At 39.8% G+C, this 12,781-nt stretch carries 9 protein-coding genes; 5 read left to right on the top strand and 4 right to left on the bottom strand.

Annotated features, from left to right (window positions below; all coding sequences use genetic code 11):
• The first annotated feature begins 31 nt into the window (after positions 1 to 31).
• The 3 genes from MST17_RS12785 to MST17_RS12775 all read left to right on the top strand — a co-directional run bounded on the left by MST17_RS12785 (position 32) and on the right by MST17_RS12775 (position 4,824).
• Positions 32 to 2,437 carry a glucose/quinate/shikimate family membrane-bound PQQ-dependent dehydrogenase gene (locus MST17_RS12785; protein ID WP_180026708.1) on the top strand — a complete coding sequence of 802 codons (2,406 nt, stop codon included), beginning with the start codon at positions 32 to 34 and terminating at the stop codon, positions 2,435 to 2,437.
• Between the two features lie 265 nt (positions 2,438 to 2,702).
• Positions 2,703 to 4,346: a nitrite/sulfite reductase gene (locus MST17_RS12780; RefSeq protein ID WP_078194255.1), complete on the top strand. Its 1,644-nt coding sequence runs from the start codon at positions 2,703 to 2,705 to the stop codon at positions 4,344 to 4,346.
• Complete coding sequence (locus tag MST17_RS12775; RefSeq protein WP_168379542.1) at positions 4,339 to 4,824, top strand: DUF934 domain-containing protein; 486 nt, start codon at positions 4,339 to 4,341, stop codon at positions 4,822 to 4,824. The genes MST17_RS12780 and MST17_RS12775 overlap by 8 nt, the downstream gene beginning before the upstream one ends.
• 80 nt (positions 4,825 to 4,904) lie before the next feature.
• Here MST17_RS12775 and MST17_RS12770 read toward each other — a convergent pair whose 3' ends face one another.
• From MST17_RS12770 to MST17_RS12760, 3 genes are all read right to left on the bottom strand, one after another.
• A complete protein-coding gene (locus tag MST17_RS12770; protein ID WP_180026709.1) occupies positions 4,905 to 5,342 on the bottom strand; it encodes a VOC family protein in 438 nt (145 codons plus the stop codon).
• 207 nt (positions 5,343 to 5,549) lie between these two features.
• Entirely contained in the window at positions 5,550 to 6,725 is a 1,176-nt protein-coding gene (locus MST17_RS12765; RefSeq protein ID WP_180026710.1) for a thiolase family protein, read from the bottom strand.
• Positions 6,726 to 6,838: 113 nt separating this feature from the next.
• The gene (locus MST17_RS12760) at positions 6,839 to 7,360 is read right to left on the bottom strand and encodes a GspH/FimT family protein (RefSeq protein WP_180026711.1); all 522 of its coding nucleotides are present in this window, start codon (positions 7,358 to 7,360) and stop codon (positions 6,839 to 6,841) included.
• Between the two features lie 378 nt (positions 7,361 to 7,738).
• On the opposite strand from MST17_RS12760, the gene omp38 reads away from it, so the two are divergent.
• The gene (omp38, locus tag MST17_RS12755) at positions 7,739 to 8,791 is read left to right on the top strand and encodes an outer membrane protein Omp38 (protein ID WP_180026712.1); all 1,053 of its coding nucleotides are present in this window, start codon (positions 7,739 to 7,741) and stop codon (positions 8,789 to 8,791) included.
• 434 nt (positions 8,792 to 9,225) lie between these two features.
• On the top strand, positions 9,226 to 11,346 hold the full coding sequence (locus MST17_RS12750; protein WP_180026731.1) for a TonB-dependent siderophore receptor: 2,121 nt from the start codon (positions 9,226 to 9,228) through the stop codon (positions 11,344 to 11,346).
• A 66-nt stretch (positions 11,347 to 11,412) separates the two neighbouring features.
• Here MST17_RS12750 and MST17_RS12745 read toward each other — a convergent pair whose 3' ends face one another.
• Complete coding sequence (locus MST17_RS12745; protein WP_257224017.1) at positions 11,413 to 12,501, bottom strand: aldehyde reductase; 1,089 nt, start codon at positions 12,499 to 12,501, stop codon at positions 11,413 to 11,415.
• Between the last annotated feature and the right edge of the window lie 280 nt (positions 12,502 to 12,781).

The raw sequence follows: 12,781 nt of genomic DNA, 5'->3' as shown, positions 1-12,781 counted from the left end.
AATACAACATTCGACAATAGAGGTGGTCAACATGAGCAACCCATCTACTGGAACTGGGATGCGAACATTTACCGTCGTTGTGATGGCAATTTTCGCCTTAGTTCTATTGATTGGTGGTATCTGGCTGGCAGTCCTTGGCGGTTCTTGGTACTACATTATCGCCGGCCTGTTAATGCTGGCTTCAGCAATATACTTAAGAAAAATTCAAAACAGTTCTTTATACATTTATGCAGCGTTGATGCTGGGTACAGTGATTTGGGGACTTTGGGAGGCAGGTTCTGACTTTTGGGCACTTGCACCGCGTTTTGATATTTTAGGCTTATTGGGCCTTTGGTTACTGATTCCTGCCGTGACACGCGGTATGGAAAATGGCAAAACTGCGAAAATTACATTATCAGGCACACTGGTGATTGCGATTATCGTGATGATCTATTCAATTTTTAATGATCCGCAAGAAATTCACGGTGAAATTAAAAATGCACAACCTCAAACAGCCAAAGCGATTGAGGGTATTGCTCCTGAAGATTGGCCTGCCTATGGTCGTACACAAGGTGGTGTACGTTATTCTCCACTCACCCAAATCAATAGCGACAACGTTAAAGATTTAGAAGTAGCGTGGACTTTCCGTACAGGTGAGTTACCAACAGAAAATGACTCAGGTGAAACCACAAACCAAGTCACTCCGATTAAAGTCGGCAATGACATGTTTATGTGTACAACTCACCAACGTTTAATTGCACTTGATCCTGCGACAGGTAAACAAAAATGGGCATTCGATCCTAAGCTTAAAGCGGACAATACCTATCAACATTTAACATGTCGTGGTGTGTCTTATTTTGACGCAGCAAATACCACTCAGTTTGCAAAAAGCTTAGAGAACAAACGCTCGACTTCAACTGAATGTCCGCGCAAAGTGATCTTGCCTGTAAATGATGGTCGTTTGGTTGCAGTCAATGCTGACACAGGTAAAGCATGTAGTGATTTTGGTCATAACGGCGAAGTCGATCTACAAAAAGATATGCCTTATCCGTATCCGGGCGGTTATATCCCAACTTCACCTCCAGTGATTACTGGTACAACTATTGTGATTGGCGGTTCAACTACCGATAACTTCTCGACTAAAGAGCCATCTGGTGTCATCCGTGGTTATGATGTCAATACCGGTGAATTATTGTGGATCTTTGATACAGGGGCGGAAGATCCAAATGCCATGCCAGGCGAAGGTCAAAAATACTCTGTAGCCTCACCGAATGCATGGGCACCTTTAGCATATGACGAAAAACTTGACATCGTTTATGTGCCAACAGGTGTAGGCACACCAGACATTTTTGGTGGTCACCGTACGCCATTAGATGAACGCTATGCAAACTCAATGTTGGCATTAAATGCATCAACAGGTAGATTAATTTGGAATTTCCAAACCACGCATCATGATTTGTGGGATATGGATGTACCATCACAACCTTCATTGGCAGATATCAAAGATAAATCAGGTAATACTGTTCCTGCGATCTATGTCTTAACCAAAACAGGTAATGCATTCGTCCTTGACCGTCGTACCGGTAAAGCGATTGTGCCAATCACTGAAAAAGCGGTTCCACAAACTGTAAAACGTGGTCCACAAACTAAAGGTGAGCATTATTCTGCAACTCAACCATTCTCTGATTTTGATTTAGCACCAAAAGATAAATTGACTGATAAACAAATGTGGGGTGCCACTATGTTTGACCAGTTGATGTGTCGTGTGTATTTCAAATCATTAAACTACGACGGTATTTATACACCACCTTCTGAAAATGGCACATTGGTATTCCCAGGTAACCTTGGGGTATTTGAATGGGGTGGTATGTCGGTGAACCAAGACCGTCAAGTTGCTGTGATGAACCCAATTGGCTTGCCATTTGTGACTAAGTTGATTCCTACAGATCCAAACCGTGAGCAAACTGCGAAAGGTGCGGGTACTGAACAAGGCGTGCAACCGATGTATGGCGTACCTTATGGTGTGGAAATCAAAGCCTTCTTGTCACCACTTGGCTTACCTTGTAAACAACCTTCATGGGGCTTTACTGCAGGTGTAGATTTAAATACACATGAAGTGGTCTGGAAAAAACGTATTGGTACAATTCGTGATAGTTTACCGAAATTGTTCCAATTACCTGCTGTGAAAATTGGTGTACCGGGTCTTGGTGGATCAATCTCGACTGCTGGTAATGTCATGTTTGTAGGCGCAACACAAGATAACTATATCCGTGCAATCAATGTAACGAATGGTGATACTTTGTGGGAAGGTCGTCTACCAGCAGGTGGTCAAGCGACTCCAATGACTTATGAAGCAAATGGTAAACAATATGTTGTGATCATGGCTGGTGGTCATGGTTCATTTGGTACAAAACTTGGTGATTACCTTGTTGCGTATGCTTTACCAGATAAAAAATAAGTGATTTTACATCGCTAAATAAAAAGCCCGATTTATCGGGCTTTTTATTAGCTGAAATTCTTTATGTAAATTTATGCTAAGTAATAGAAAAATAATTCAATATATTAATAAATAAAAAGTAAAGGACCGAAATCCGCTATATCAGTGAAATTGCGACAGTCTTATCAATAAAATCGCTATTAAATATGTAAAAAACGCATTTTCTTGATAGATAAAATCTCGTTATGCTGTGCATTGTTATAATAGAAATTACTAGCTGTACGCCATGTATTTATATACTGATTTTGACCAGCAACTGGTTAATGAACGTGTTGCACAGTTCCGTGATCAAACGGAACGTTATTTAGCAGGTAAATTGACGGAAGATGAATACCGTCCACTGCGTCTTCAAAACGGCCTTTATGTACAACGTTATGCACCGATGCTACGTATTGCAGTACCTTATGGCCTGATGAATTCTAAACAATTACGTAAAATTGCGTCATTGGCTCAGGACTATGACCGTGGTTATGCGCACGTATCTACTCGTCAAAACATTCAGTTTAACTGGCCTGCACTAGAAAATGTGCCTGATATGTTACAAGAGCTCGCATCTGTTCAAATGCATGCGATTCAAACTTCGGGTAACTGTATTCGTAACACAACTACTGACCAATATGCAGGTGTGGTTGCGGGTGAAATTGCTGACCCACGCCCAACGTGTGAATTGATTCGTCAATGGTCAACTTTCCACCCAGAATTCGCTTTCTTGCCACGTAAGTTCAAGATTGCAGTTTCAGCACTGGAAGAAACTGATCGTGCGGCAACGTCTTTCCATGATATCGGTGTGTATATCGTGAAAAATGAAGCAGGCGAGATTGGCTATAAAATCAAAGTTGGTGGTGGTTTAGGCCGTACACCAGTGATTGGTAGCTTTATTCGTGACTTCTTGCCACGTGAAGATTTGATTGCTTATTTAGAAGCGGTACTTCGTGTATACAACTTACACGGTCGTCGTGATAACAAATATAAAGCGCGTATCAAAATTTTGGTGAAAGCATTAACACCAGAAGTATTTGCAGAGAAAGTGGAAGCTGAATTTGCACATACCATCAAAACGTTAAAAATTGATGCTGATACCTTGGCGAAAATGGATGAGAACTTCACACCATTTGATTACCAAGATTATGCAGATGAAGACTTCGCAGAGCAATTTGCCGCAGAGCCGAAATTTAAACAATGGTTCAACATCAACACCAATGCACATAAAGTCAAAGGTTATCGCATCGTTACGATTTCTTTGAAACGTGCGGGTATTGCACCGGGCGATATGACCGTTGAAGAAATGAACCTAATTGCTGACTTGGCTGATAAATATACCTTTGGTGAGTTCCGTACCACACATGAGCAAAATATTGCGCTTGTAGATGTACCGCAAAAAGATTTGTTTGATCTATGGAAGATCCTTGATCAACACAATCTTGCACGTGCGCATATCGGTTTCTTAACCGACATCATTTGCTGCCCTGGTGGTGATTTCTGTTCATTGGCGAACGCGAAATCGATTCCAATTTCTGAAGCCATTACACGTCGTTTTGATGACTTAGACACCATTTACAATTTAGGTAAATTGGATCTAAACATCTCTGGCTGTATGAATGCGTGTGGTCACCATCATGTCGGTAACATCGGTATTTTAGGTGTAGACAAAAAGGGTGCTGAGTTCTATCAAATCACTTTAGGTGGTAATGCCGATCATGATGCATCGATTGGTGACATCTTAGGCCCATCATTTGCAGCTGAAGTTGTACCTGACATCATCGAAGAGATCTTAAATACTTATCTAGACCTTCGTGCTGAAGGCGAAGAGTTTATTGATACTTACCGCCGTGTTGGCATTCAACCATTTAAGGAGCGTGCATATGCTTAATACAGCACTACAAGTCCTCTCTAAAGATGGCTCGATTGCAGACAATACTTACCAAGTCATTGGTGAAGATGGTGTGTTGCCACAAGGTGACGTGGTTTTAACAGTTGAGCAGTTAGATCAACTTGCGAATGTGTCTGGTAAAAAAGCACTTTTCGTAACGGTGGATGCTTCACCTGAAACCAATGAATTCCCGCTTGACCAGTTAGATGCTATTTTCATCGAATTTGCCGGTTTTAACGATGGTCGAGGTTACTCATTTGCTGCATTGTTACGTCGCCAAGGTTTCCAAGGAGAACTACGTGCGACAGGTGATGTATTCAAAGACGTGTTGAACTACATGAAGCGTTCAGGTTTCGATACTTTTGTGGTGAAAGAAGGTAAAGATATAGCTGAAGCTGCTGCTGGTTTAGGTGATTTTACCAATCCATACCAAGCTTCAACTGCTGTGCCGCAAGCGCATTATCAAACAGGTGCTTAAGTACGTTGATTGATAAAAAAAGCCTCCATTCGGAGGCTTTTTTATTGATCAAAATACTTTTAATGAGTGATTATTCGTTTTTAAGCTGGCAAGACCATCCATTTAATACCGAACTGATCGGTAAATGCGCCATACAGCGCACCCCAAAAGGTCTTTTCGAGAGGCATTTCTATAGAGCCTCCTTTGGACAAGCCATCAAACAGTCGTTTGGCTTCAGCTTGTTCACTACTGTCTAAATTAATCGAAATATAGTGATTGCTGCCTACGGTAAAGGGTTGATTGGTTTGTGCACAAAATTGTTCGTTGACATCAGAGGCCATCAGCACGGTAAATTCATTGATTGGCAAGGAAATATGCAGAATCTTTTGCTGATCTGCATCGGACAAAGAAATGCCTTCCTCAGCAGGCATATCACCATAACGCATCACATTGAGGAATTCTCCACCAAATACAGAACGATAAAAATTAAAGGCTGCCTCGGTATTGCCTTGAAAATTCAAGTATTGATTGAGCTGCATAAAGGTCATCCATTTTTATTATGTCGACATTTATTTTTATGAGCCCTTGCTGAGCAGTATGGGAACAATTTATGTCTAAAATGTAAGCATAAAAAATCCCTCTTACAGAGGGATTTTCAGTCTCCCTCCTTTATTAAAGGAGGGGTTAGGGGAGGATTAAAGAATATTCCCTCTAAATCGTCCTTTGTGAAGGGAGTCAGCAGAGGATTAAAGCAATTCAATCGCCACAGCAGTCGCTTCACCACCACCGATACATAGCGCTGCAATACCACGCTTACCACCTGTACGTTTTAATGCATGGATCAACGTTAAAATAATGCGTGAACCGGTAGAACCAACTGGATGTCCTAGTGCACAAGCACCGCCGTTGATATTTACTTTTTCAGCATCTAATTTAAATTCATCAATTGGGCACATCGTGACCATAGCAAAGGCTTCATTGATTTCCCATAAATCTACGTCAGCAACATTCCAACCCGATTTATCTAGAACTTTTTGAATTGCGCCTACAGGTGCAATAGTAAATTCTGAAGGATGCTGTGAATTTGATGCATAAGCCACAATTTTCGCGAGCGGATTTAAACCTTTTGCTGAAGCTTGCTCTGCTGAAGTTAAAACTAAAGCAGACGCACCATCAGAAATAGAACTAGCATTGGCAGCGGTAATCGTTCCATCTTTAGCAAAAGCAGGGCGTAACGTTGGAATTTTTTCGATATTAGCGTTAAAAGGCTGTTCGTCTTTATCGATAATCACATCACCTTTACGACTCGAAACAGTGACAGGCACGATTTCGTCAGCAAAATAACCCTCAGTAATTGCAGTTTGTGCACGTTTAAGCGAGCGAATGGCGAAGTCATCCATTTGTTCACGTGTATAGCCTTTTGTATTTGCCATATCCTGCGCAAAAGAACCCATGAGTCGGCCCGTTTCTGCATCTTCTAGGCCATCTAAGAACATATGATCTTTAACATCACCATGGCCCATACGGTAGCCAGCTCGTGCTTTGGTCAATACATACGGCGCATTGGTCATTGACTCCATACCACCTGCAACCACGACTTGAGCCGAACCTGCCTTAATCATATCTGCCGCTTGCATCACGGCCTTCATACCTGAACCACACAGCTTGTTGATGGTTACGGCACCAGTTGAATCTGGAAGACCGGCTTTACGCATCGCTTGACGGGCAGGACCTTGTTTCAGGCCAGCCGGAAGCACACAGCCCATAATGACTTCTTCAACATCTGTCGGTTGTAAACCCGCGCGTTCGATGGCTGCTTTAATCGTAACTGCGCCTAATTCTGGTGCAGTGACAGCGGCTAAACTCCCTTGAAAACCACCCATTGCTGTACGGGCACCATTTACGATGACGATATCAGTCATTACATGTCTCCATTTTCTTATACATTAATTTTTGAATACGTCAGCAGTATAAGTAAAATTGAACAGGAATAAAGCAAATTTAAAAGGCTGCTTTGGACTCACCGGTTCTCAAATTAGCAACTGGTTGGGTTTTCAAATCGGATATGTCCCATTCGACTTAAGACTGCTCGGATCGGTTGAAGCGTTGATTTCGAACAGTAGTAGAAACTGCCATTTGAACCATTGGGTAAACCGGAGCTAGCCTGAAAGGTGAGACTTGGAATGTGTAGAGTCCCACGCCAAGACAGATCGCCATATTTTAAGTTGAGTTTGTCTTGCAGTAATATTTTTTCATTTGCATCAACTTGACGGTTTTTATTACTGTCAATAAATATAATCAGACCACTGTTCCAGTTGTTAGGTTGGCAAAGTTTAAAGTCAAGACTAGGACAAATCACAATATTGGAATGATAAATAGTGGCATGAGCCCGTGCGAATGCATTGTGATTTTGAATAGTCGATTTGATGTTATTCGCTTCTCGCTGCGCCATTAAATTGTTGAAATGTGGTAAAGCTATCGTCACGATAATGACAATAATCGCAATTGAGACTAAAAGTTCAAATAAAGTAAAGCCAGTTTCTTTGTTGTAAGACATTGATTTAATCCAAAATTTAATATTATTTTTATATGTTTAGTGTTATATGTGTTTTTAATGGCGATATTAATTTTGAGTATAGAATTTTATTACTCAATTTTAGATAAAGCTGTTAAAATGAAAATAGCAAGTGACAATAGGCGATTCACTGCTCAAAATTGAGTAAAAATTTACCGAATTACAACGGAAATTGTAAGTAATTTTGTCAATAATTTACTTGATTAGATTAATCAAGCACTTGGAAAAAGAATAAAGTGTTTGTATGATTCAGCGTAAATAGCTTAAAAAAAAACTGGGGTATTAAGAAAGCCTATCTCAGGATAGCCAATTTTTCGGCTTGAGCTTGAACAACAATTGTTATCTCTGGAGGATAAATCCATGAAAATGAGTCGTATTGCATTAGCAATGCTCGTAGCTGCTCCTTTAGCAGCTGCAAACGCAGGCGTAACTGTTACTCCATTAATGCTTGGTTACACTTTCCAAGATTCTCAACACAACAACAGCCGTGGCAACCTTACTGAAGGTCCAGAGCTACAAGACGACTTGTTTGTTGGTGCAGCACTTGGTGTTGAATTAACTCCATGGTTAGGTTTCGAAGCTGAATATAACCAAGTTAAAGGTGATGTAGACGTTGATCACGGCGAATACAAACAAACTCAAATCAACGGTAACTTCTATGCTACTTCTGATTTGATTACTAAAAACTATGACAGCAAAGTTAAGCCATATGTATTGTTAGGTGCTGGTCACTATAAATACAAATTTGACGAAGCTCTTGCTCGTGGTGTAAACGGTACTGATCGTGGTACTACTGAAGAAGGTACTTTAGGTAACGCTGGTCTAGGTGCTTTCTGGCGCTTAAACGATGCTTTATCTCTACGTACTGAAGCTCGTGCTACTTACAACATCGATGAAGATTTCTGGAACTACACAGCTTTGGCTGGTCTTAACGTAGTTCTTGGCGGTCACTTGAAACCTGCTGCTCCTGTAGTTGAAGTTGCTCCTGTAACTCCAGTTGCTCCAGTTGCTCCAGCTCCTCAAGAGTTGACTGAAGATCTTAACATGGAACTTCGTGTGTTCTTTGATACAAACAAATCAAACATCAAAGATCAATACAAACCTGAAATTGCTAAAGTAGCTGAAAAATTAGGCGAATACCCTAATGCTACAGCGAACATCGAAGGTCACACAGATAACACTGGTCCACGTGCTCTAAACGAACGTTTATCACTAGCTCGTGCTAACTCTGTTAAATCTTCGCTTGTTAACGAATACAACGTTGACCCAGCTCGTTTATCTACTCAAGGTTTCGCGTGGGATCAACCAATCGCTGACAACAACACTAAAGAAGGCCGTGCTATGAACCGTCGCGTATTCGCTACGATTTCTGGTAGCCGTACTGTAGTGGCTCAACCTGGTCAAGCTCAATAATTTGAGTTTAACTTCGGTTAGAAAAAAGCGGCTCTTTTGAGTCGCTTTTTTTTTGTTAAAAATTTAAAAAAGGAGATTTAAATTTGGCTAAAAGGCACTAACGCAAAAGCGTTGTTTACTTTTAAATAATCGTTGGATGTAAAAGGATTTATCTATTCATGTGGCAATTAAGCATGTAAAAATTCAAACTATTGTATATTAATTAATCATCTGTTTGCCTAAGAGCTTTAATTGAACATAACCAGGTTGTATTTTTATTTTTTTATAAAAGCAATAAAAAAACAATTATTTACATTTGTCTTATCTACAATTTATAAAAAATGAATATTTATATTTTTCATTAAAAAAATATAATCATCGGGATTCATGATGCAGTTAAGAATTATTCTAAATATAATAATGATTCTTATTCAAGTAAAACTAATCTTGAAATGATGAATAATTTTGCAAAAACACACTTAGTACGTTCTATAACTATGGTGTTGCTCGGTGTTGGAGGGGCTACATCTGTGTTTGCAGCGGATACAACGGTACTTGAGACGATTGAGGTTGAGGTACCTGCAGAAAAGCAACTTGCAAATGGTAAGTTGAAAGCCAATACAGACCTAGGTGCTTTGGGAAATCAAAAAATTGTTGATACGCCATTTAGCGTAACAGCATATAGTGAAAAACTGATTGAAGAACAGCAAGCGTCAACTGTAGCACAAGTTTTAAAAAATGATGCGAGTATTCGTATGACCACGAATCAGGGGCATTTATATGAAAATTTCCAAATTCGTGGATTTGGTGTGCATGGTGATGAAATTGCTTTAGATGGTTTATACGGAATGGCACCGGTCAGTCGTGTACCCACAGAAACCTTAGAGGCTGTAATGGTCTTGAAGGGGCCAAATGCCTTGGTCGCTGGGATGGCACCTAATGGAGGGGTTGGTGGTGTGATTAATATTACGCCTAAACGTGCACATGAAGATTTAACTAGACTGACTTCTACTCTGGAAGATGAAGGTTATTACCAAAGTCATCTTGATGTTTCACGCCGTTTCGGTGAACAAAAAAAAATTGGTGTTCGCACGAATTTAGTCTATGGCCAAGGTAAACGTAATATTGATGGAGAAGAAGATACTAAAGCACTGGGTTCAATTGCTGCAGACTATACTACAGATCAATTACAAGTAAATTTTGATGCCTATGCAATACATGAAGATCGTGAAAATGGTTCACCAGCCATGGTTTCGTTTGCAAAGATTAAAAAAGTGATTGCGGCACCGGAAGGTGGGTTAAATTATTTTAATGATTCAGATACTCAAATAGATAGTAAGTTTGTTGGTTTAAAAGCGAAATATGCATTAACACCGAATGCAAATATCTTTGCTGGTGCTGGTTATGCAGATAAAAAATATAAAGGCTTTGTATTTGGCACACGTATGGTTCTGAATAATGAACAAGGTGATGCGACTACACAGACTTATGGTCAATACGCGCACTTTAAAAATACATCCGCAAATATTGGCGGTGATTATAAATTTAATACGGGTATTGTTTCACACAAATTAGGTCTTCGAGCAGATTATCTTAATATTCAGACAGATCAGCATAACCCTGCTACATCCAGTGGATATTCAACTAACTTATATAACCCCGGTCAAAATGGATTAATGGCGGTCGCACCAAGTGTCATGCCATTAAATGACAATACGTTTGCAAGTTATACTTTGAGTGATCAAATTTCATTACTTCAAGACAAACTTCAATTTATTCTCGGTTTACGTTACCAAGATATGGATTTGAAGAATTTTAGTTCACAACGTAAAAATAGTGCTGATTGGCGTTATGAAGAAAATGCTTGGTCACCTAGTTTAGGTCTTGTAGTTAAACCTTTTGGTGAAAATCTTTCTTTATATGCCAATTATGTAGAGGGTTTGAGTCAAGGTAAAACAGTTACAGATGAAAGTGATCTGAATTTTGGAAAAACTTTTGCACCTTTTAAAACCGAACAATATGAAGTGGGTGCTAAATACCAAAATGGATCATGGTTAAATACACTTGCTTTGTATGAGATTAAAAAGCCTGACACTATGGTAATTGATGGGGCGACTACTGATGGTGCAGAAACACGTGCTCGAGGCATTGAATGGAGTTTCTCAGGACAAGTTCGTGATGGTTTAACGATATTAGGTAACATGGCTTATCTTGATACGGAATATACCAAAGCATTAGTCAATAAAGGCAATGAGCTTCTAGGTATGCCAGATCTTACAGCGACAATTGGTTTGGATTATGCGTTACCTTTACTCGACGGTTTATCTGTGAATGGTCGAGTAAACTATGTAGGTGAACAATATGTTGATTCAGCAAATACCTTACAATTACCTGATTTCACGACAGTGGATTTAGGTGCACGTTATAAAACAAATTTAGGTGGTGTATCTACAACATTTATGGCAAATGTCGACAATGTGACCAATAAAAAATATTGGGAGGGCGTATTTAATGAAAACTTTGCCACGATTGGTGCAGACCGTACCTATAAAGTTGGTGTGACTTTTGATTTCTAAGTTAGATTAGTTTTTTTAATATAAAAAGCCACCTATTTAAGGTGGCTTTTTTTGTTGATGAGGGATTCACGGAATATATTGCTTCACCACACCATCATCGAGGAGTTGTTGGAAATGCTCAACCACACTGTTTTGAATATCACGGTATTCGATCCCTAATTCTTTCTTGCTCTTATCTGCATTAAAGTAAATTGGGTAACCCATATTGAGTTCAACAAATTTACGTGGGAAGCCGGCAAGAGGGCCAAATGTCTTAAAGGCAAACTTCGGTAAGGTATTGCGCGGAAATGGAAATTTATTCCCAAAATGTGCGCGTAATAATTTGCCCATGTCTAATAGGCTTAGTGTTCCACCACTAATAATATAACGTCCGCTTGCTGCGGGATTGAGAGCTGCTTGTACGTGCGCATCGGCAACATCGCGAACATCGACGATACCATTCCACATTGGTGGAACACCGGCCAAAGTTATACCATTGGCAAACTGTTGTAGCACTTCAACGCTTCCTGACTGTGTTGACGCAGTTAAAGATGGCCCCATGACCAATGCTGGATTGACACAAACCAGATCCCAACGGTTTTGTGCTTTTTGCATATCCCACGCTTTGCGCTCTGCCATTACTTTTGAATATGGATAAGGCTGATGAGTTTCTGAACTGGAGGTATTCCAGTGAGACTCATCAAATTCATTATGCTCGGTCTGTAGAATATCAATGGCATCACCATAGGTTGATGCGATGCTTGAAGTCACGACAACACGTTTTACTGATTCAGTTTTATTGACACTGTTGAGCACATTTTCAGTACCTAAAATGGCCGGCTCAATAATATCTTTAATCGCGTCTTTATAGTTGGTCACTACAAATGGAGATGCCATGTGGATCACAATGTCACAACCTTGCATGGCTGAATCAAATGCACCCTCATCCAATAAATTGGCTTGAAACAGTTTTAAAGTGCCAGTTGTATCAGCTGCAATTTTTTCGAGGTGTGCAAAACCTGATGTTTTATTGAGATCGCGAACAGTGGCATGTACTGTATGCTCTAATTCAAGTAAGTTTTTAATGACCCAACTGGCAATATAGCCTGTCGCGCCTGTGACGAGTATCTGTCTTGTTGTCTTGCTATTCATATTCTTCAACTTTAATTGACGCATTTTTTTATCATATTGAGAATATTTGGTTTTGTCTTTGATTGATTTGAAAAAATATATGTTGATGATTGGGTTTAATACGCTCTAAATTCAGCAGAGAATGCATTAAATGCTGTAAAAGTAATTTTTTATTGATTTTAAAAATGCGAATATGGGATGAATGTTGGATAGATGTATATTCTTATGATTACGGACGCAAAATCTCACAAATAAATGGACAAAGAGTCATATCTAACTAGTACGCTTTAATTTAAAGCCTAGATCTTCGGTCTAAGCTTCTTCT

The organism is Acinetobacter sp. YH16056_T (assembly GCF_024605895.1).
Taxonomy (GTDB): Bacteria; Pseudomonadota; Gammaproteobacteria; order Pseudomonadales; family Moraxellaceae; genus Acinetobacter; species Acinetobacter amyesii.
The sequence above is the reverse complement of the archived record's forward strand: the minus strand, read 5'-3'. Positions and strand labels throughout refer to the sequence as shown.

Excerpts from the sequence above, each read along its gene's own strand:
- MST17_RS12785 (WP_180026708.1), top strand. The coding sequence starts at position 32 with ATGAGCAACCCATCTACTGGAACTGGGATGCGAACATTTACCGTCGTT.
- MST17_RS12780 (WP_078194255.1), top strand. The coding sequence starts at position 2,703 with ATGTATTTATATACTGATTTTGACCAGCAACTGGTTAATGAACGTGTT.
- MST17_RS12775 (WP_168379542.1), top strand. The coding sequence starts at position 4,339 with ATGCTTAATACAGCACTACAAGTCCTCTCTAAAGATGGCTCGATTGCA.
- MST17_RS12770 (WP_180026709.1), bottom strand. The coding sequence starts at position 5,342 with ATGCAGCTCAATCAATACTTGAATTTTCAAGGCAATACCGAGGCAGCC.
- MST17_RS12765 (WP_180026710.1), bottom strand. The coding sequence starts at position 6,725 with ATGACTGATATCGTCATCGTAAATGGTGCCCGTACAGCAATGGGTGGT.
- MST17_RS12760 (WP_180026711.1), bottom strand. The coding sequence starts at position 7,360 with ATGTCTTACAACAAAGAAACTGGCTTTACTTTATTTGAACTTTTAGTC.
- omp38 (WP_180026712.1), top strand. The coding sequence starts at position 7,739 with ATGAAAATGAGTCGTATTGCATTAGCAATGCTCGTAGCTGCTCCTTTA.
- MST17_RS12750 (WP_180026731.1), top strand. The coding sequence starts at position 9,226 with ATGAATAATTTTGCAAAAACACACTTAGTACGTTCTATAACTATGGTG.
- MST17_RS12745 (WP_257224017.1), bottom strand. The coding sequence starts at position 12,501 with ATGCGTCAATTAAAGTTGAAGAATATGAATAGCAAGACAACAAGACAG.